Origin of the sequence: Bradyrhizobium sp. BEA-2-5 (assembly GCF_032918025.1) — a bacterium.
GTDB classification, from domain to species: domain Bacteria; phylum Pseudomonadota; class Alphaproteobacteria; order Rhizobiales; family Xanthobacteraceae; genus Bradyrhizobium; species Bradyrhizobium pachyrhizi.
This window is the reverse complement of sequence record NZ_CP136629.1, coordinates 1,622,754-1,642,882: the sequence shown is the minus strand read 5'-3', so window position 1 is coordinate 1,642,882 and position 20,129 is coordinate 1,622,754. Positions and strand designations below refer to the sequence as shown.

Annotated in this window: 21 protein-coding genes; 9 read left to right on the top strand and 12 right to left on the bottom strand. The window is 65.2% G+C overall.

The window, feature by feature from the left end; translation table 11 throughout:
- Positions 1-122 precede the first annotated feature (122 nt).
- From RX327_RS07650 to RX327_RS07640, 3 genes are read left to right on the top strand one after another with little or no spacing between them, the layout of a single operon-like run.
- Positions 123-797 carry a TetR/AcrR family transcriptional regulator gene (locus RX327_RS07650; protein ID WP_410712146.1) on the top strand — a complete coding sequence of 225 codons (675 nt, stop codon included), beginning with the start codon at positions 123-125 and terminating at the stop codon, positions 795-797.
- Entirely contained in the window at positions 794-3,475 is a 2,682-nt protein-coding gene (locus RX327_RS07645) for a molybdopterin-dependent oxidoreductase (RefSeq protein WP_317249934.1), read from the top strand. Before RX327_RS07650 ends, RX327_RS07645 begins: the two co-directional genes overlap by 4 nt.
- Positions 3,472-4,395 (top strand): FAD binding domain-containing protein, encoded by a 924-nt coding sequence (locus RX327_RS07640; RefSeq protein ID WP_317249933.1) that lies wholly within the window; start codon positions 3,472-3,474, stop codon positions 4,393-4,395. The genes RX327_RS07645 and RX327_RS07640 overlap by 4 nt, the downstream gene beginning before the upstream one ends.
- 2 nt (positions 4,396-4,397) lie before the next feature.
- On the opposite strand, the gene RX327_RS07635 is transcribed toward RX327_RS07640, so the two are convergent.
- The 4 genes from RX327_RS07635 to RX327_RS07620 form a co-directional block, all read right to left on the bottom strand.
- Positions 4,398-6,242, bottom strand: coding sequence for an adenylate/guanylate cyclase domain-containing protein (locus RX327_RS07635; RefSeq protein ID WP_317249932.1), 1,845 nt, complete (start codon positions 6,240-6,242; stop codon positions 4,398-4,400).
- 149 nt (positions 6,243-6,391) lie between these two features.
- Positions 6,392-7,009 carry a LysE family translocator gene (locus RX327_RS07630; RefSeq protein WP_317249931.1) on the bottom strand — a complete coding sequence of 206 codons (618 nt, stop codon included), beginning with the start codon at positions 7,007-7,009 and terminating at the stop codon, positions 6,392-6,394.
- 184 nt (positions 7,010-7,193) lie between these two features.
- A complete protein-coding gene (locus tag RX327_RS07625; RefSeq protein ID WP_050384169.1) occupies positions 7,194-7,736 on the bottom strand; it encodes a hypothetical protein in 543 nt (180 codons plus the stop codon).
- 7 nt (positions 7,737-7,743) lie between these two features.
- The gene (locus RX327_RS07620) at positions 7,744-9,183 is read right to left on the bottom strand and encodes an LVIVD repeat-containing protein (RefSeq protein WP_050384170.1); all 1,440 of its coding nucleotides are present in this window, start codon (positions 9,181-9,183) and stop codon (positions 7,744-7,746) included.
- 120 nt (positions 9,184-9,303) lie between these two features.
- Here RX327_RS07620 and RX327_RS07615 point away from each other — a divergent pair, with 120 nt between their 5' ends.
- From RX327_RS07615 to RX327_RS07600, 4 genes are read left to right on the top strand one after another with little or no spacing between them, the layout of a single operon-like run.
- A complete protein-coding gene (locus tag RX327_RS07615) occupies positions 9,304-9,618 on the top strand; it encodes an ArsR/SmtB family transcription factor (RefSeq protein ID WP_028343393.1) in 315 nt (104 codons plus the stop codon).
- Positions 9,611-10,075 (top strand): SRPBCC family protein, encoded by a 465-nt coding sequence (locus RX327_RS07610; RefSeq protein WP_050384171.1) that lies wholly within the window; start codon positions 9,611-9,613, stop codon positions 10,073-10,075. The genes RX327_RS07615 and RX327_RS07610 overlap by 8 nt, the downstream gene beginning before the upstream one ends.
- Positions 10,068-10,535 carry an SRPBCC family protein gene (locus tag RX327_RS07605; RefSeq protein WP_050384172.1) on the top strand — a complete coding sequence of 156 codons (468 nt, stop codon included), beginning with the start codon at positions 10,068-10,070 and terminating at the stop codon, positions 10,533-10,535. Before RX327_RS07610 ends, RX327_RS07605 begins: the two co-directional genes overlap by 8 nt.
- A gap of 32 nt (positions 10,536-10,567) precedes the next feature.
- A complete protein-coding gene (locus tag RX327_RS07600) occupies positions 10,568-11,083 on the top strand; it encodes an SRPBCC family protein (RefSeq protein WP_050384173.1) in 516 nt (171 codons plus the stop codon).
- 183 nt (positions 11,084-11,266) lie between these two features.
- Here the strand turns inward: RX327_RS07600 and RX327_RS07595 are convergent, their stop codons facing one another.
- From RX327_RS07595 to RX327_RS07560, 8 genes are all read right to left on the bottom strand, one after another.
- The gene (locus tag RX327_RS07595; protein WP_050384174.1) at positions 11,267-11,704 is read right to left on the bottom strand and encodes a hypothetical protein; all 438 of its coding nucleotides are present in this window, start codon (positions 11,702-11,704) and stop codon (positions 11,267-11,269) included.
- Between the two features lie 3 nt (positions 11,705-11,707).
- The gene (locus tag RX327_RS07590) at positions 11,708-12,076 is read right to left on the bottom strand and encodes a nuclear transport factor 2 family protein (RefSeq protein WP_317249930.1); all 369 of its coding nucleotides are present in this window, start codon (positions 12,074-12,076) and stop codon (positions 11,708-11,710) included.
- A gap of 80 nt (positions 12,077-12,156) precedes the next feature.
- Positions 12,157-12,627, bottom strand: a complete 471-nt coding sequence (locus RX327_RS07585) for a MarR family winged helix-turn-helix transcriptional regulator (RefSeq protein ID WP_317249929.1) — start codon at positions 12,625-12,627, stop codon at positions 12,157-12,159.
- 32 nt (positions 12,628-12,659) lie between these two features.
- Entirely contained in the window at positions 12,660-14,270 is a 1,611-nt protein-coding gene (locus RX327_RS07580) for an acyl-CoA synthetase (protein ID WP_317249928.1), read from the bottom strand.
- Between the two features lie 276 nt (positions 14,271-14,546).
- The gene (locus RX327_RS07575) at positions 14,547-16,067 is read right to left on the bottom strand and encodes an FAD-dependent oxidoreductase (RefSeq protein ID WP_317249927.1); all 1,521 of its coding nucleotides are present in this window, start codon (positions 16,065-16,067) and stop codon (positions 14,547-14,549) included.
- A gap of 27 nt (positions 16,068-16,094) precedes the next feature.
- Positions 16,095-16,712, bottom strand: a complete 618-nt coding sequence (gene folE / locus RX327_RS07570) for a GTP cyclohydrolase I FolE (RefSeq protein WP_028333118.1) — start codon at positions 16,710-16,712, stop codon at positions 16,095-16,097.
- 119 nt (positions 16,713-16,831) lie between these two features.
- A complete protein-coding gene (locus tag RX327_RS07565) occupies positions 16,832-17,287 on the bottom strand; it encodes a GatB/YqeY domain-containing protein (protein ID WP_239621397.1) in 456 nt (151 codons plus the stop codon).
- 114 nt (positions 17,288-17,401) lie between these two features.
- Positions 17,402-18,103, bottom strand: coding sequence for an alpha/beta hydrolase (locus tag RX327_RS07560; protein WP_317249926.1), 702 nt, complete (start codon positions 18,101-18,103; stop codon positions 17,402-17,404).
- 160 nt (positions 18,104-18,263) lie between these two features.
- Here RX327_RS07560 and carA point away from each other — a divergent pair, with 160 nt between their 5' ends.
- A complete protein-coding gene (carA, locus tag RX327_RS07555) occupies positions 18,264-19,457 on the top strand; it encodes a glutamine-hydrolyzing carbamoyl-phosphate synthase small subunit (protein ID WP_317249925.1) in 1,194 nt (397 codons plus the stop codon).
- Between the two features lie 144 nt (positions 19,458-19,601).
- Positions 19,602-20,099, top strand: coding sequence for a PaaI family thioesterase (locus RX327_RS07550; protein WP_050384259.1), 498 nt, complete (start codon positions 19,602-19,604; stop codon positions 20,097-20,099).
- The last annotated feature ends 30 nt before the right edge of the window (positions 20,100-20,129 follow it).

The window sequence follows — 20,129 nt, the reverse complement described above, 5'->3', positions numbered from 1 at the left end:
GCGACCATTCGCAAGGCGGTTCACATGGGCGCGGGCCTCGCGGAATGGTGATCAAGCCCCCAGCACAGCCTCCTCACCAAATCGCGATTTGACAGTTCTTCTATATTTGTCAAAATCGTCAAATGGGACCGAAAACCCGCATTCTCGATGCCACCATGCTGGTGTTCCGCCGGCACGGCTTTCGCAGCTCCTCGATCGAGCAGGTCGCCGAGGCGGCCGGCCTGACGCGGCAGGCGCTCTATCACCACTTCGAATCCAAGGAAGCGCTGTTCCGCGCCGTGATCGAGCGCGTGCATGAGAGCGCGATCGCGGCCGAGGAGACCGCCGTTGCCGCGGCGGAGACCGCGGGCGGTGATCTCGGCGACATCCTCGCCGCGGGCATGACCGCGCGGATGTCGACCATGATCGGCTCGCTGGACGGCTCGCCGCATCTCGAGGAGTTGTATTCCGAGCACCTCGTGCACGCGCGCGACCTCTACCAGACCTACGCCGCGCGATATGCGGAGCGCATGGTCGCGACGATCACGCGGATCGTGCGCAAGCAGCAGTTCGCGCTGCCGCAGGACCTCCCGCCGGCCGAATTCGCGCGGCTGGTCGAGATGGCGATGTACGCAGCGAAGTCGCAGTATCCGGCGATGCAGCCGGCGGATGCGTTCCTGAAGGACATGGCGATCATGGTGCGGACGCTCTGCGCCGGCGCCAAGCCGAAACCTTTGCCAAAATCGCAAAAACCGCCTGTCAAGAAGGCGGCAATCCCCAAGAGGCCGACACGCAGGACAAGCGGAGGACATCCATGAGCACGACGACCGTCAATGGCCGCGTCGAATCCCTGCCCGATGATCCCGATGCGCTCTTGATCGACATCGTGCGCGACCAGTTCGAGCTCACCGGCACCAAGCTCGTGTGCGGCGCCGGCGTCTGCGGCGCCTGCACCGTGCTGCTCGACGGCGTGCCGGCAGCAAGCTGCCTGATGCCGGCACACGCCGCCGCCGGCAAATCGGTGACGACGGTCGAAGCCATCGGCGCGTCCGGTCTGCATCCGGTGCAGAAGGCGTTCATGGCGCATGACGCCCTGCAATGCGGCTTCTGCACGCCCGGCTTCATCGTGGAAGCGACCGCGTTCTGCGACCATTGGCGCTCGACCAGGGGAACGGCGGTGCCGTCGCGCGAGGAGATCGGCGCGGCGCTGTCCGGCCATCTCTGCCGCTGCGGCGCCTATGACGGGATCTTCCGTGCGGTGGCGGATGCCTGCGCCGGCCGCTTCGACGGCGATCACGTCACGGCGCCTCGCATCGAGGCGCGCGACAAGGTGACGGGCGCGGCGAAATATACCGTCGACATCCATCATGACGGCCAGCTCGAAGGCCTGATCCTGCGCTCGCGCGAGGCGCATGCGCGCATCACCACGCTCGATCTCGCGCCGGCGCGCGCGCTCCCCGGCGTTACCGCGGTGTCGCTGCTCGGCGACGACCGGATTGTGCGTTATGTCGGCGAGCCTATTGCGGCGGTCGCCGCAAAGGACCGTAAGAGCGCGCTTGCCGCGCTGGCCGCGATCAGGTTGATCAGCGAACGCCTGCCCGCAGTGGTCGGGCTCGACGCCGGACGCAAGGACGACGCGCCCGTGGTGTTCGACAAGGCGAGCCGCAAGCGGGCCGGTAACGTCTCGGAAGCGGCCGGCGGACCGGCGCCCTGGAAGCAGAACATCCGCGGGCCGACCGCGGTGTTCTCGACACGCGCAAAAAAGGCCCGCAACTGGGTCGACGAGGCGCGCCAGGCCAACAACAAGCTACTCGTCGAAGCCACCTTCCGCACCGCCACGCAGCAGCATGCCTGTCTCGAGCCCCACGCCGCGGTGGCGCGCTTCGACGGCGACCGGCTAACCCTGCACGCCTCGACCCAGCAGGTGTTTCACCTGAAGGAGCAGATCGCAAAACGCTACAAGTTCGATCACGACAAGGTCCGCGTGATCGCCGAGCATGTCGGCGGCGGCTTCGGCTCGAAGGCGAGCCTGGGGACCGAGGCGATTGCCGCGATCGAGCTGGCGCGCATGGCGAAAGCGCCGGTGCGGGTCGCCTATGATCGCCAGGAAGAACTCTCGGTCGCCGGTTATCGGCCGGCCGCGGAGTTGAAGGTCGCGCTGCTGCCTTCCGAGCAAGGCGGCCTGAAGGCGCTCTCGGTCACCGCGCATGCCGATACCGGCGCCGCGACCAACTCGACCATCGCGGGACTGGCGCGGCTGATCTATCCGGCCGAGGCGAAGGATCTTTCGGATTTCGACGTCATCAGCAATCTGCCGCCCGGCGCCGCCTTCCGCGGCCCCGGCGGACCGCCGATGGCGTTCGCCGTGGAACAGGCGATCGACGAGGCCGCGCTGCGGCTCAACGTCGATCCGATCGCCTTGCGCAAGCGCTGGGATCCCGATCCCAACCGGCAGCGGCTCTACGACTGGGCATCCGCGCTCGAGATCTGGCGCAACCGCAAGCCGACGCAGAACGGGCGCTATCGCCGCGGCATCGGAGTCGCGACGGGCTACTGGCTCTATCTGTGGCAGCCCAAGGTGAAGGTCGAGGTCGCGGTCAAGGGCGGCCGCATCGTCGCCAGCACGGCGACCCAGGACATCGGCACAGGCACCCGCAGCGTGCTTGCCGACGCGATCGCGCGCGAGTTCGATCTCGAACCCGGTGAGATCGATGTGCGGATCGGCGATTCCTCGCTGCCCGAAGGCCCCGGCTCCGGCGGCAGCCGCGTCACCGCCTCGGTGATGCCGCCGACGCTGCAGGCAGTGCGGAAGCTGAAGGCCGCGATGCTCGAACAGGCCACGCGAAAGCCGGCGCCCGGCTCGAACGCGCCCTGGCGCGAGCTGATCGCACGCTCGCCCGACATCGCGGTGGTGGAGACGCGCGGCGAGGACGGCAAGAACACCGCGCCCGGCATCCGCTCGCCGCTGCGCGAAGTCGGCCTGATCGGCTTCGTCTTCGGCTGGATGATGCGCCGCTTCTCGAACATCGCGGTCGGCGCCGGCGTGCCGAGCTCGGTGCAGGTGATCGAGGTGGAGGTCGACACCTGGCTCGGCCATGTCCGCGTGCTCAACGTGCATACCGGCATCGCGGTCGGCAAGATCGCAGCGCCCGCGCTGGCGCGCAGCCAGGCCTGCGGCGCGGTGATCCAGGGCCTCGGCTACGCACTCTATGAGGCGCGCGAGCTTGATCCGAAGACCGGCGACGTCCTGACCGCGGGGATGGAGGATTACCGCATCCCTGGGATCGCCGACACGCCCGAGATCGACGTCCATTTCGACGAAGCGGGCTTCGACCATGTGCTCGGCAACAGCGTCGGCATCGGCGAGGCGTCGACGGTGCCGACCTCGGCCGCCGTCGCCAACGCGATCCACAACGCGATCGGCGTCCGCCTCACCGAGATTCCGATCCGGCCCGATCGCATCGTCGCCGCGCTGAAAGGGAGGGATGCCGCATGAGTGTCGCGACTGCAGACGTCATATTCGCGCCCGAATTCCGCGCCGCCGGCACCGATCTGTCGGAGCGCCGCCGCAGCGGCCTGTCGTGCGGCGCCATCATCGATCTCGCCGCCAGTCCCGACACGATCGGCGTTACGTGGAATGCGGACGGTTCGGCCCGCATCGGCGCCCTGACCACGATCGCTGCGATCGCATCCGATCCGCGGCTCGCCGAGGCTTATCCCGGCATCACCGCGGCCGCGCAGGGCCTCGCCACGCCGCAGATCCGGCACATGGCGACGCTCGGCGGCAACCTCGCGCAGCGCTCGCGCTGCTGGTATTTCCGCAATCCGCAGATCGCCTGCTTCAAGAAGGGCGGCGCCGACTGCCCGGCGCGATCCGGCAACCATCTCTATCACGTCGCGTTCGATCTCGGCCCATGCGTCGCGCCGCATCCGTCGACGATGGCGATGGCGCTATTGGCCTATGACGCGAAGATCACCACCGACCGGCGCAGCGGCTTGTCGATCTCCGAGCTGCTCGGCGACGGCAGCAACGGCGCGGCCGACAATCTGCTTGCACCGGGCGAACGCATCGAGCGGATCGAGCTCCCCGTTCCGCTGGCCGGCGAGCGCGCGCTGTACAAGCGCGCCATCAGCCGGACGCATGCGGAATGGCCGCTGGTCGAGATCTGCGTGCGTGCGGTGATCTCCGGCGGCGCGTTCCAGCAGGTCCACATCACCGCCGGCGGCATCGCTCCGGTCCCGCTGCGTCTGACCGCGTCCGCGGCGGCGCTGCAGGGTAAGCAGATTAACGCGGCGACCATCGCGCAAGCCACCGAGCTGGCGATCTCGGGAGCCAGGCCGCTGCCGATGACCGGATACAAGCTCGAGCTGCTGACGGGCCTGGTGCGCGACGTGGTCGAGCGGATTGTGGCGTAGGATCAATCGCCCATTCGCGGCCTCGAGGCAACGTCGCGTCTGGAATGCATAGATCCAGGAATTCCTACGCCGGAATGCCGGCCTCGCACAGCGGCGACGATGCGGTCGCCCCATTCGACTGCCCTGGTCGGAAAATTCTGCCGCGCGTAGGACGCGCGGAAATCGGGCCGCAGTTCGAGCAGGCGGCCAGCGATGACGCGCGCCTCGTCAAGGCGCCCCGAGCCGACTTCGTTCATGATCAACGCGCTGAGCGTGTGTGCGTCTTCGCCGATCACCAGCGCCTTGGCGGCGGCCGCACGGCCCTGCTCATACTGACCGAGCATGAAATGCGCGAAACTGATTCCGTTCCACATGGACGCCCGCCCGGGATCGATCGGGCTGAGCCGGAGTCTGTGCTCAAAACTTTCGATCGCGCGTGCCGGCTCGACGCACATGAGCGAAATCCAGCCGCGATATCCCCACGCCGCAGCATCGTTCGAATTGAGCGAGATCGCCTCTTCGATCATGGTCTCGGCGCGATCGTAGTCGTGGCCGAGATAGGCAAACATGTGAGCCGCGCGCGCCAGCACGAACGGATCGTCGCTGGCCAGCGCGCAGGCGAGCCCGGCGATCCGCAGCGCCTTCGCCAACTCCTGCGCGCCGAGAGGCGTGCCGCGCGTGGTCTGTTTCAGCAGCGACGAATAGGCCAGCATGACCTGAGCGGCCGCATAGTTGGGATCAAGCGCGCAGGCCTTGTTGAACCACTCGCCGAGTTCGGCGTCGCCCCACCTGGAGCGATCTGCATAGGCCGCAATGCCTCTCAGAAAGAGATCGTAGCTATCGAGACGGTCGGTCGGCTTGGTTCGGGTTCGTTCGATTTCGCTCTGCTGGATCTTCGGAGCTATGATGCTGACGACGTTCGCGGTGACCTGGTCCTGCAGGTCGAACACGTCCCTCAGTTCGCCGTCGAACCTATCCGCCCAGAGATGCGTACCGCTGCCGGCCTCGATCAGTTGCGCGGTGATCCGAACGCGGCCGCTCGACTTGCGCACTGATCCCTCCAGCACGTATCGCACACCGAGCTCGTGCCCGACCTGCTTGATGTCGACGGACTTTCCCTTGTAGGTGAAACTTGAATTGCGCGCGATCACAAACAGCGATCTGAAGCGCGACAGCGCGGTGATGATGTCCTCGACGACGCCGTCGGCAAAGTATTCCTGCTCCGGATCGCCGCTCATATTCTGGAACGGCAGCACCGCGATGGAGGCTTTCTCGGCAATCGCGGGTGGGGAAGCCGGGGCAGTAAACGCGTGCTTCGCGACCGCGGCCGCGGAGGCGCCGCCGACGCGAACTCTCCATGTACGAATAGGCTCGGCAATATTCTTCAGGACCTGCGGCCCCATATCCTCGAAGGTCGCATCGACCTTGCCGCGAATGTGCCGTTGCACGTCATCGGAAATGCAGACGCCGCCCGGCTCGGCAATCCCCTCCAGGCGCGCTGCGATGTTGACGCCGTCGCCAAAGATATCGTTGTCATCAAAGATGATGTCGCCGACGTGGATTCCGATTCGGAATTCGAGCCGCTGTTCCGTTGGCACGGCAGCATTCTGATCCGCCATTCGGCGCTGCACTTCGACGGCACTGCGCACCGCGTCGACGGCGCTGGCGAATTCAACGAGTATTCCGTCGCCGGTCGTCTTGACGACGCGGCCGCGATGCGCCGCCAGCGCTGGATCCAGCAACGCCCGCCTGACCGACTTCAGCTTGGCCAGAGTGCCTTCCTCGTCGATTCCCATCAGCCGGCTGTAGCCGGCGATATCGGCCGCCAGAACCGCTGCCAGACGCCGATCCAAGCTATCGGTGGTCAAAGACATGCCCCCAGACGAGGGGTTAATTTTCGTCGCCGATCAAAGCACGGCTGACGGCCTCCGGGCTAGAGCAAACGTCTGCGCTGCTTGCCCAGGCTGGAGATCGGCGGCTTTGTCAACGACGATCTTGAGGCTATCGCCCAGCGGGTCTATCGCGCCCGTGTCAGCGCCAGCCAGATGCCGCCGCCGATCATGAAGCCGCCGGAGACGCGCGACATCATCCGCGTCCGCTCCTTGGAGAAGAATTTGCGGGCGCGGCCGGCCGCCAAGGCGTAGGCGGCGTCGGTCAGCACGGCGGTCACCATGAAGGTGGCGCCCAGCAGCGCGACTTGCGGAAAGTGCGGCTGGTTCATGTCCATGAACTGCGGAATGAAGGCGCCGAAGAACACCAGCACCTTGGGGTTCGACAGCAGCACCAGGAATCCCTGCAGGAAGAAGCCGCCGCGCGGCGGCGGTGGCGGCGCCTCGAGATCGACGCCCTCGACCGGCGCCCAGATCAGCCTGATTCCGAGCCAGATCAGATAGGCGGCGCCGGCAAAGCGCACCCAGTCGAACCAGTATCCCATGGTTGCCATCAGCGAGGTCAGGCCGACCGCGACGATGCCGATCACGATGGCAAGGCCCGCTTGCGCGCCGGCAACGTTGGTGAGCGCCGCGCGCGTGCCGTGGCGCAGGCCGTTGGCGATGACGAGCGTGACGATCGGCCCCGGCAGCAGCGCAAGCGCGATACAGGCGGCGACGAAGGCGAGATAGGCTTGCATGGACATGGGGAGCTCACTGACGTTCAAACTGAATTATGCACATAGGACGGGCGAAGAGGAAGCGGCTCCTGATCATCTCTGTTATGCCACGCGAAAGCGGGGCATCCAGTACGCCGCGGCCTGTCAACCAAGCATCAGCGTCTCTGGAATACTGGGCCACCCGCTTTTTCGCATGCGAGAGACGGACTCCTCAATGTCCCTCCATTGCCACAATCATCCATGCTCTAATCTCTCGCGATTCCAGAAACTTCAACGTCGCCCGCTGCACCCCTGAGGCATCTCCCCTGCCCTGCGCCGCGACCGCCATCAGGTCGCAGCGATGTGACACCGCGATCCCGATCGCGATGCGCTTCCCCTTGGGCATCTCGAGATCATAGACCCTGATCCGCCCCGGCATGTCCGCGACATCGACGACATCGCCCGCCTTCAGCGGTACGAAGCGCGGGCCGATCATGTCGACATCGGCGACGCGGTCGACCTCGTCGTCATCGGCGACGCCGCCGTCGCAATTGCAGAAGCCGAGTTTTGGCCTGAGATAAACCTCGACGTCGTCACCGCACTCCGCCGCGCCGCAACGGAAGGCGCGGCCGGCAGGCCAGCCGTCGCGCGGGAACGGCCAGGCGATCTCGCGCCACGCGGCCGCGCGCGGCGGCGCCATCTCGTAGCCCGCAACTGCGGAGAGCCCGCCGAGCACGAGGACCATCGCCGCGATGACCGACCAGGAGCGCATCATCGCGCGCTCACGGCAGACCGGCGATGGCGCCCGCCGCGCCGGTCAGTTCGAGAATATGCAGGCCGGTGTTGGCGCGGTCGACCGCATAGATGTAGCCGCGCTCGTCGGTCTCGACATTGTTGGTCTGGATCGCGACCTTGCAGCGGTCCTTGCCGTCGATGGTGACACAGCGCTTGTCGGTCGCCGCCGTGATGGAGGGAATGAAGTACCCCACTTCCTTCGGATGATAGGGATCGCGGATGTCGATCGCGCGGACGCCGGCGTTGAAGAAGGCGATGAAGGCCAGCTTCTTATAGTAGACCGGCGCCATGCTCTCGTTCGACGAATGCGAGCCGAACCGGCCGCCGCGCTCGCAGAACGCCCCGGAGGCCTCGGGCACCGTATAGCTCGAGATCAGCATCGGCCGCGCCTCGGTGGTGACGTCGGCAAACCACACCATCTGGCGCGCCTCGCCGCATTCGTTCTGGATCGCCTCGTCGACGATCATCACGATGTCGCGGGTCTTGCCGTCCTTGTCATGGGCGAATTCGGCGATCGGCATGCCGGGCAGCGGAAACACCGTATGCGCGCCGTTCATGGCGGACAGCGGCATCCGCGCGATCTCCGGGAATTTCAGATTGTCCGGGGTCGGCTCCTTCGGTCCGTTCAACAGCTTGTCCCGGTCGACGATCTGCAGGAAGCCGCCCTTGTTGGTGCCATAGCCGAAATAGACGCGGTTGCCCGTTGGCCCGGTCGAGATCGGCCCGTGCAGTTCGGTCGGCACCGCGCCGGTCGCGCCCGGCTCCTGCCCGGGCAGGCCGAAGTCTCTGATCTTCACGGGATTCGCGGGATCGGAGAGATCATAGACCTGCGTCATGCGCCGCGTGCGCCAGTCCGGCGCGCCCGACACCAGGAAGGCGATGCCGGTGCCGCATTCCCAAAAACTCTTGTGCGTGTCCTTCAGCCCGCCGATCCGGGTGACGAACGCCGGATTGGCGGGATCGGCGACGTTCCAGATCTCGTGCGCCTCGCTGCCGAAGGTGCGCAGCATGTAGACTGCGTTGCGATCGCCCTTCGGCAAATCCTTGCCGTCGCAGATCCGCACCATCTGTGCGCCGCCGGATTCGTATTTGCCTTCCTGTCCGGGAATGTGCCGCAGATATTTCGGGTGCGCGGGATCGGTGACGTCGACGATCGAGGTGCCGTTCGGCTCGGCCTTGCCGGTCATCGGGTTGACGGGATCGGGAATGTCGTCGGTGCCGCCGTGATGACCGATATAGGCGATCCATCTGTCGCCCTGATGATGGATGGTCGGCTGATAGGCGCTGCGCGCCTGCAAATCGTTGGTTCCAACCAGCCTCATGTTGGAGGCTTCGGGCGGATCGCCGATCTTCTGCTGGGCGCTCGCACCATTCGCGAGCAGGACAAGAACCAACGTGCAGCAAACTGCCGTAACGCGACCGCCCATGCGCACCACCCAATGTTCCACGCCAATCTGCGTTGGCTGCCGGCGAGGCTAGCACGGCGCTGCCGATGCCAAAACACACGCTCTTGACATGCAACCATTTGGTTGCCTATTATCCAACCCATGGATGAAGTCTTCAAAGCCCTCGCGGATGCCTCACGGCGAACGCTGCTTGACCGGCTTCACGATCAGAACGGGCAGACGCTCGGTGAGCTCTGCGACGGCCTCGACATGACGCGTCAAGCCGTCACCAAGCACCTTGTGATTCTCGAGGAGGCCAACCTCGTCACCACGATCAAGCATGGCCGCGAGAAGTTGCACTATCTCAACCCGGTTCCGATCCATCAGATCGGCGAGCGGTGGATCAGGAAGTTCGAGCGCGGGAAACTCGCCGCGCTGAGTGAGTTGAAAAGACAATTGGAGAAGCGTGATGAGTAAACCGGACTACGTCTACGTCACCTATATCGAGACCACCGCCGACAAGCTGTGGCATGCGCTGACATCGAGCGACTTCACCGAACGCTTCTGGTTCGGCTATCGCGTCAGCTCCGACTGGAAGATCGGCTCGCTTTATTCTCTCACCAAGGACGGCCGCCGCAGCGTGCAGGGCGAGGTGCTGATCGCCGATCCCTCGAAAAAGCTCGCCTACAGCTGGGATGTGGTGAAGGAAGGCGTCGAGCGCGAACAGGTCTCGCGCGTGACCTTCGACATCGAACCGCACGGCACGGTCGTCAAGCTGACCGTGACGCACGACAATCTCGGCCCGAAGACGCTGCGCGACATCTCCGGCGGCTGGCCGATGGTGATCGCAAGCATGAAGAGCTTCCTCGAGACCGGACGCGAACTGCCGGCCGACCTGCTCACCAGCGGCGCCAGGGAGGCCTACCATGCCTAAGCCCGAATTCGCCTACGTCACCTACATCGAGACCACGCCGGACAAGCTGTGGGACGCGCTGACCAAGAGCGCGTTCACGCGGCAATACTGGTTCGACACTGAGCTGCAATCGGACTGGAAGGTCGGCTCGCCGCTCGCGCTGGTGATGGGCGGCAAGACTACCGACACCGGCGAGATCCTCGAGGCCGACCGGCCGCGGCGTCTCGCCTACACCTTCAAGCACGTGCTCGACGAGGACATGCGCAAGGAGCCGGCAACCAAGGTGGTCTTCACGCTGGAGGCCCATGGCAAGATCGTGAAGCTGACCGTGATCCATGAGGGCTTCGGTGCAGGCAGCAAGCTGCTCGACGGCATTTCCAAGGGCTGGCCGGCGATCCTGTCGGGACTCAAGAGCCTGCTCGAGACCGGCAAGGCGGTCACGATCCCGCCGGCCGCGCTCGGGATCGACGGCTTCGAATGACAATGAAAATCTATCGACGGGTGCGTACAGACATGAACATCGAGAAATTCAAACCGGCAATCGTCTACGCGATCTACATCGCCGCCACGCCCGAGAAGGTGTGGCAGGCTTTGACGACTGCCGAATTCAGCCGGCAGTATTTCTCCGGCAACGCGGTCGAGGTCGACCTTTGGATCGGCGGCGCCTACGTCGTGCGGACGCCCGACGGTGCGCTGCACATCTCCGGCGAGGTGATCGAGTGCGATCCCCTCAAGCGGCTGACCGTGACCTTCAACGTCAACTGGCCGCAGCTGGTCGAAAAGCTCGGGCCGACGCTCGTCACCTACGAGATCGAGCCCGCCGGCGACGGCGTGAAGCTGACGCTCTTGCAATCGCATGACCGTCCGATCAGCGACGACATTCTCGCAGGCGGCCGCACCGGCTGGCCGGCGATCCTCTCCAGCCTGAAGAGCCTCGTGGAGACCGGCAAGGCCATGGTGATCCCGATGCAGCCGCCAGCGCGCATGATGGCCGCGCTGAAGGAATTGGGAATCCCGATGCCGACGTGAGGTTGGCGATACAGCCATCCCAGATTCCGCCGTCGTCCCGGCGAAAGCCGGGACCCGTTACCACCGCTCTCAGCGGCTAGAGTTCGCTGGGGCCACAGCGTCGCGCAACAATAAACGGGCGTGGTTATGGGTCCCGGCCTTCGCCGGAACGACGGTGGGAGGGTTGCGCCCAGCACCCGTAGCTCACGCCACAAGCAGCAGAGCAACGATCAGATTCGCCACGAACAGGGTTGCGTCGATGGCGAAGATCCTGAGCATCGGGCCCTTCAGCACCGGCCAGTAAGCGACCCCGACGCGCCCGCCTCGCATCAGCACAGGCAAATTGTAGGCGAACTGGCTGAAGTGACACGCGGCGAAAAACAGGAACAATGCGAGCTGCGCCTCAGCGCCCTGAAAGAACGGCGGCCTTGCGACCAGGAAATACAGCGACAGCAGCCCGATCGGCAGATTGATGCCGCCGAGGAACGCGACGCTGGCCGACAGGGTCGGCGCAATCGGGTTTCCACGCTCCTCGCGTGGGACCAGGATCTTCAGCGTGTTGCGCTGGGCGATGCTGAACTGGACGAATGCGGCGCCAAACCACAGCGCGTTGAGCAGCAGGACGACATCCAAAAATCGCATGGGCTATTTTCCATAGAAGGCTTCGCTGCGCACGACGCGGCCGGCATCGTCGAAATCCATGAATTCGCTGGCGCGCGTGTCCCCCAGCTGCCACCACACCGTCAGGCGCGCGATCGCCTCGTCCCAGCTCCAGCTCAGGATCTTCAGGTCGGCGCTTTCGACGTGGCCATAGGCCTTCCGCCAGTAGGCGCGGATGTTCTCGGCGCCGGTGACCACGGGTGAGTCCGTCAGTTTGAGCGCCAACGGGCTGCGCATCTCGGCACCGTCGGCGAAGTGCGCGACGACGGCGTCGATATCGACCCTGCACCAGTTCGCGCACCACGCCTCGACAAAGCGTCCGGCGGCCGCCCGGTCCATGATCTCTTCGCCCATGCGACTGCCCTCCCCCCGCGTGACTGCGGGGCAGACTGGCACGGCGAGATCTTCACGTCAACTATGTTGACTTGAGGAGGCTAGTTGTTGTCGGCGATCACTCCCATCACCGCCATCCATGCGGCGGCGCCGGGCGCCCCGACGCGATCGAACGCCTCGCGCAGCACCTTGCGCTCGTGGTCGGAGGCCCGCTGCTCGATGCGCCGCCCCGCTTCCGTCAGGCGCAGCAATTTCGAGCGGTGCTGCTCGGGCGAACGCTTCGACGTCAGGAGCTTCCGCTCCACCAGCAGATTGAGCGGCCGGTTGAGGGCTTGCTTGGAAATGCCGAGGATCTCGATCAGCGCGCCGATCGCGATGTCGGGCCGGCGCGCCACCACGTAGAGGATACGATGGTGCGGACGCGACAGGCCCTGCTTCGCAAGATATGCGTCGGCCTCCAGCGTCATCCCGCGCCAGCCGTAATACATGAGCTCGAGCGCCGCATCCAGATCGTGCAGCTTCGTGAGCGAGGCGCGATGCAGGCCGGGGACCTGCGAGGCAGTCTTTTGCATGTGCGTATCGTGACGAACTTGCCCGAGAGAATCTAGCCCAGCGCCCTCAGCTCCCGCCGCAGCACCTTGCCGGTCGCCGTCATCGGCAGCGTCTCGGCAAACTCGACGAAACGCGGATATTCGTGGGCTGCGAGCTGCACCTTGACGAACTCCTGGATCTCGCGCGCGAGCGCATCGCTGCCGGCAAAGCCGGGCCGCAGCACGATCCAGGCCTTGATCGATTCGGTGCGGATCGGATCGGGGATGCCGACGACGGCGGCCATCGCCACCGACGGATGCTTCATCAGCGTGTGCTCGATCTCGGACGGGCCGACGCGATAGCCGGCGGTGGTGATGACGTCGTCCTCACGGCTGACGTACCAGAAATAGCCGTCCTCGTCCTGCACGCCGAGATCGCCGGTCAGCAGGAACTCGCCGGCATATTTCTTCGCCGTCGCCTCCGGATTGCGCCAATATTCGAGCATGGTGACGGGGCATGGCTGGCGCACGCCGATGATGCCGCGCTGCCCGCGCGGCAATGCCTCGCCCTTGTCGTCGACGATGCGGACGTCGAAGCCCGGCGTCGCCTTGCCCATCGAACCGGGGCGGATCGGAAACAGGTTCGAGTTGCTGCCGATCACGAGATTGCACTCGGTCTGGCCGAACACTTCATGCGCGTCGATGCCGAACGTCTCGCGCACCCAGCCGAGCAATTCACCGCCCAGCGACTCGCCGCCCGTAAAGATGCTGCGCAGCTTGGCGCCGGAGTGCTTCACGCCGGCCTGCCGCATCAGCTTCAGCGCGGTCGGCGGCAGGAAGACGTTGCGCACGGAAAGATCGGCCATCATCTGCATCGCCGCCTGCGGCTCGAATTTGCGTGCGCGGTGACCGACGAGGGGAATGCCGTGATACCAGAACGCGAACAGGCCATTGATGAGCCCGCCGATCCAGGCCCAGTCCGCCGGCGTCCACATGAGATCGCCGGGGCGCGGCAGGAAGTCGTGACACATCTCCACGTTCGGCAGATGACCGAGCACGACGCGGTGCGCATGCAGCGCCCCCTTCGGATTGCCCGTCGTGCCCGAGGTGTAGATGATCAGCGCGGGATCATCGCACGAGGTGTCGACGGTCGCGAACTCAGGCGGCGCCGACTTGATCGCGCTCCAGAACGGTCTCGTCCCCGCCGGCGTCTTTTCGCCGACGATATAGATGCTCTTCAGGTCGGGCAGACGATCGCGAATTTTTGCGAGCTTCTCCCAGCCACCTTCGTCGGTGACGATGGCCTTCGCCTCCGAATTCGACAGGCGGAACTCCAGCGCGTCCTCGCCGAACAGCGCGAACAACGGAATCGAGATCATGCCAGAGCGGAACGCCGCCATATGCGCGATCGGCAATTCCCGGGACTGCGACAGAAACACCGCGACGCGGTCGCCGCGCACCAGTCCGTCGCCGGTCAGCACATTGGCGAAGCGGCGCGAGGCCTCCGCGACCTCATCGAACGAGGTGCGCATGGTGCCGCCGTTCTCGTCGACATAGATCAGCGCAAGGCGCCCCGTCCCGTCAGCATGGCGATCGCAGCACGCTTCCGCAATGTTGAAGCGCGCGGGGATGTCCCAGCGGAAATTGCGATAGAGCTCGTCGTAGGTCGCGGCTTCGGTGAGCATGGTGTGTGTTGCTTCCGTCCCTCGTCATGGCCGGGCTTTTCCTGCCATCCGCGTCTTTGGCAGATTGTAAAGACGTCGATGCCCGGGACAAGCCCGGGCCGACGAAGAAAGTGATGCCCGGATGAACAATGCGTAGCCCGGATGGAGCCAACCGGTCGCGCGAACGCGCGCCCGATGACAGGCTCCGCGCAATCCGCGGTTCTCATCGAGTGGACAGACTCACCCGGATTTCGCTTCGCTGCATCCGGGCTACGAACTTCCTTGAGGAGAAAGCCGTCAGGCGGCCGCCCGCTCCATTGCGACCTCGGCCTTGAGGCTATCGAGGTCGCGATAGATCGATGCGACCGCGAGCACGTGCCCGCCGCGCTTGTAGCGCAGCACGCAATCCCTGCCGGCAATGCTGCCATCCACCGCGATCTCGTCCCACTGCTCGGCATGGCCGACATAGTTGATCGGCACGTCGTAATGCTGACTCCAGAAGAACGGCACCGCGTCGAACACCTCGCGCTGCCCAAGCATATTCCGCGCGGCGGTCTGGCCCTGGCGCTCCGCCACCACCCAATGCTCGACCCGGATCGTCTCGCCGCTGTGCGGATCGGGCCAGCGCGCGATATCGCCGGCCGCATAAATGCCGGGAACACTGGTCTCGAGATAGGCATCGACTGTCACGCCGCGATCGATCGCGAGCCCGGCCGCTTCCGCCAGCGCCAGCCGCGGCTTCACGCCGACACCGACCACGACGAGATCGGCATCGAGCACTGGCCCGCTCTTCAAGCGGGCGCGCTTGCCCTCGATCGCAGTCACCGTGTCGCCGAGGTGGAATACGACACCATGCTCTTCGTGCAGCGCGCGGACGAAATCGCCCATCTCAGGCCCGAGTACGCGCTCCATCGGCCGCTGTTCCAGCCCGACCACGTGGACCTCGATTTCCCGCGCGCGGAGCGAGGCCGCCACCTCGAGGCCGATGAAGCTCGCACCGATCACAACCGCGCGGCGCGCTCCGCTGGCCGAGGCGATGATTGCCCGGCAATCGTCGACGGTGCGCAACACGTGAACGTGGGGCTGATCCGCGCCCGGGATCGGCAGCCGCACCGGCTCCGCGCCGGTCGCCAGCAGCAGCCGGTCATACGGAATCGTTTCGCCGCCGGCGAGCACGACATTGCGGCGGCCGGTATCGATCGACTTGACCTCGGTCCTGAGCCTGAGATCGATCGCCGCATCACGATAGAAATCGTTCGGTTTCAGCGGCAGCCAGTCTTCCGGCGCGCTGCCGGCGAGGAAGTCCTTCGACAGGTTCGGACGATCCACCGGCGCCGCGGCCTCGCCGCTCAACATGACGATGCTGCCGCGATAGTCCTGCCGCCGCAGCGTCTCGGCGGCGGCGAACCCTGCCCCGCCGCCGCCGACAATCACGATCCTGCCGGGCGCATCGACCGGGCCCTTGACGCGGAGTTTCGGTTGCGCGCGCCTCTCGCGCACGACGACGCGATCGCCCTCGCGCTCGACCTTCCAGACAGCGAGCGCGTTGAAGGCGGGCGCGGCGGTCGCTTCACCGGTGCGAATATCGAAGCAGGCGTGATGCCAGGGGCAATGGACGGTCTCGCCCTCAAGGAGGCCTTCGGCGAGCGGACCGTGGTAATGGCTGCAATGCGCGTCGATGGCGAAGATATCCGCCCCCGAGCGCACCAGCAGCACGTCCTCGTCGCCGACATGGCCGAGCAACATCGCGCCAGAGAAGTCGGAGAGGGCAACGCCTTGTGTCAGATCCGGACCGGAAGGAGCTTGCTGATCGGCCATATCATTCCTCCATCGCCCTGTGACGCTCTAAACCGCTATGCCGAGGAATTCCTGGCGGGTTAGCGCATTGTCGCGAAAGCAACCCAGCATGCGGCTGGTCACGAGATCGGTATCCGGCTTGTGCACGCCGCGGGTCGTCATGCAGTGATGCGACGCTTTGATGATGACGCCCACGCCCTGAGGCTTCAAGACGTCGTTGATGGTGTTGGCGATCTGCGCCGTCATCTTCTCCTGGATCTGCAAACGCCTGGCATAGATGTCGACCACCCGTGCCAGCTTGCTGATGCCGACCACGCGGCCGTTCGGGATGTAGGCAACCCAGGCCTGACCGATGATCGGCGCCATATGATGCTCGCAATGGCTCTCGAAGCGGATGCCCCGCAGGGCAATCATTTCGTCGTAGCCTTCGATCTCCTCGAAGGTCTTTTCCAGGATCTCCGCTGGACGTTGGTCGTAACCCGCAAAGAATTCCTCGAACGAACGCGTCACACGCGCCGGAGTTTCAAGCAGACCATCCCGCTCCGGATCGTCGCCGGTCCAGCGGATGATGGTGCGGACTGCGGCCTCGACTTCGGCCCGGGTCGGCTTGTCGGATTCGGTTTGAGCGGCTCTTGCACGATCCAGCGCATGCACAATCGGGTTCATCGGGGCCTTTCCTTTGCGGAGTCATCGCGAGGTCATGCCCGTCAGATGCTCCGTCAGCAGAAAGGTTCCCGCAATTCGGCCCGCGGCACTTTGCGCCGCAAGCCAGCCGGGACGAACGGCTAGCCCGACAGCGCCGCCTTCACCAAGCCGCTGGCCTTGCCGAAATCCATCTGGCCGGCGTATTTCGCGCGCAGCACGGCGATCACCTTGCCCATGTCCTTCATGCCGGCGGCGCCGGTCTCGGCGATCGCGTCCGCGATCGCCTTCTTCACGTCATCCTCCGACATCTGCTTCGGCAGGTAGGCCGAGATCACCGCGATCTCCTCGCGCTCCTGCGCGGCAAGCTCGGCGCGGCCGCCCTTGTCGTAGAGCTCGACCGCCTCCTGGCGCTGCTTGATCATCTTCTGCAGCACGGCGAGGATGTCGGCGTCCGACAGCGGCGGCTTGCCGCTGCCGCGGGCATCGATGTCGGCATTCTTGATGGTCGAGTTGACCATGCGCAGCGTGGACAGCTTGCGCTCGTCCTTGGCCTTCATGGCCTCCTTGACCGCATTGTTGATGTCGTCGCGCAGCATTTCGTTGTCCTTGAACCAGCAATCCCCTCATCTAGGCAGTTTGCACCGGCAGAACAACTCTTGTTTGCCGCGTTTTCCGGCGCGAACCGGGTGTCCACTTCGCTTGAAAACGCTTTAGTTCCTCAGCCATTCGACCAGCGCATCGGCGCAGGCCTGCGGCTGTTCCAGCTGCGGCAGGTGACCGCAATTGGCGAGCACCACAAGTTTTGCGCCGGGAATGCCGTTAGCCATCTCGTCCGACAGCGAATTCGGCACGGTGTTGTCGGTATCCGACGTCAGCACCAAGGTCGGGCACTTGATCCAGGCCATGCTCGGCCGCGAATCCGGCCGGCTGAGCACCGCGTTCTGCTGGCGGATGAAGGCCTCGGCGCCAACGTCCTCGCTCATGTCGTCGACGATCCGGCGCAGGCTTGCATCGCCCTGCCGCGACGGATGCACGAAGCCCGGAAACAGCTCATCGACCACGCCGCGATATTGGCCGGTTCTGGCACGCTCGATCATGCCGCGGCGACGCGCGGTCGCTTCCGGCGTATCGGCCCGCGCCTGGGTGCTCATCAGCGCCAGCTTCGCAACCCGGTCCGCCGCCTGGCGCATGATCTCGAAGGCGATGTAGCCGCCCATGGAATGGCCGGCGAGGGCGAAGCGCGGCGGCGCCTCGGCGAGGATGCGGCGGGCGATCGCCCCCATATTGTCGTCCCTGACATGGTTGGCGACCGTCACCGGCCCGCATCGCCACAGCGCCGGGATGACCGGGGCGAAAATCCGCGGCGAGCAGATGAGGCCCGGGACGAGCAGGATCGGCATCGTATTATCCATGCGGGAGCTCCGGACGGGTCATTTTCGGCAAGCAAACGGCTGCTTCAGGGAACTTTAGATTAAAAGGCCGTTCGGGCCTGTCAAATCGGCCGGTATTGCCGTGTGAATCCGTGCCCTTTCGCTTTGACGCCGCAGGGTGCGGCGTCTATTTAAAGGGCTCATGACAACATCCGAAAACGATACCGCTTGGCCGGACCACAAACCGACCGCGCTCCTCGTGCTTGCCGACGGCACGGTGCTCGAGGGCTTCGGTCTCGGCGCCGAAGGCCACGCCGTCGGTGAAGTCTGCTTCAACACCGCGATGACCGGCTATGAAGAGATCCTCACCGATCCCTCCTATGCCGGACAGCTCATTACCTTCACCTTCCCGCATATCGGCAATGTCGGCACCAACGAGGACGACATCGAGACGGTGAACATGGCGGCGACGCCGGGCGCGCGCGGCGTGATCCTGCGCACCGCGATCACCGATCCCTCGAACTATCGCGCCACCAAGCATCTCGACGGCTGGCTGAAGGCGCGCGGCATCATCGGTCTCTCCGGCATCGACACCCGCGCGCTGACCGCCTTGATCCGCTCCAAGGGCATGCCCAACGCCGTGATCGCGCATTCCAGGACCGGCGAGTTCGACCTGCATGGTCTGAAGGAAGAAGCGCGGGAATGGCCGGGCCTCGAGGGCATGGATCTCGTGCCGCTGGTCACCTCCGGCCAGCGCTTCAGCTGGGACGAGACGCCCTGGCTGTGGGACAAAGGCTTCGGCCGCCAGGAGAATCCGGAATTCAACGTCGTCGCCATCGACTACGGCATCAAGCGCAACATCCTGCGCCTGCTCGCCGGGGTCGGCTGCAAGGTGACGGTGGTGCCGGCAACGACCTCAGCCGAGGACATTCTGGCGATGAAGCCGGACGGCGTGTTCCTGTCCAATGGTCCGGGCGATCCGGCCGCGACCGGCAAATATGCCGTGCCTGTGATCCGGGACGTGATCAAGTCGGGCACGCCGACCTTCGGGATTTGCCTCGGCCACCAGATGCTGGGCCTCGCCGTCGGCGCCAAGACGAAGAAGATGCATCAGGGCCATCACGGCGCCAATCATCCCGTCAAGGACGAGACCACCGGCAAGGTCGAGATCACCTCGATGAACCACGGTTTTGCCGTCGACGAGACGACGCTGCCGAAGGGCGCGACGCAGACCCACATCTCGCTGTTCGACGGCTCAAATTGCGGCATCCAGCTCGACGGCAAGCCGGTGTTCTCGGTGCAGTACCACCCGGAGGCCTCACCGGGCCCGCGCGACTCGCACTATCTTTTCAAGCGCTTCGCCGACCTGATGCGGAAGAACAAGCGCGCGGCTTAGAGCCCGATCGTCATTGCCGGGCTTGACCCGGCATTCCATCCCTCGAAGAAAGATGGATGCCCGGATCAAGTCCGGGCATGACGGACTGTGCTGTGAGCACCGATGGACAACGCGCCTTCGCATCAGATCACGGGAAATGCCGACATGACCGTCCCCGCCACCCCGAAGCCCGTCTACGGCGTCTCCTCGATGGCGGTGATGGCATCGATGTCCGGGCTCGACTTCGTGCGCGGCATCTTCGCCCGGACCCTGCCGGAGCCGCCGATCATGGAGAATGTCGAGCCGTTCGACTGCTCCGCCGAGACCGGCCATGTGGTGATCCACAGCATCCCGGGCCTGCGCCACTACAACCCGATCGGCTCGGTGCATGGCGGCTACGCCGCGATTCTCTTGGATTCCGCGATAGGGCTTGCGGTCCAGACCATGCTGCCGCAGGGCTTTGGCTACACCACGCTGGAGTTCAAGATCTCCTTCGTTCGCGGCATGAGCCAGGACACCGGCAAAATCCGCACCGAGGGCCACGTGCTCAACGCCGGGCGCCGGGTTGCGACCGCGGAAGCGCGGATTACCGACGGCAAGGGCAAGTTGCTCGCGCATGCCACCACGACCTGCCTGGTGTTCGAGCTGCCCAAGAATACCTGAGGGCAATCGCGTTTTCGCGCATTGGAGGCA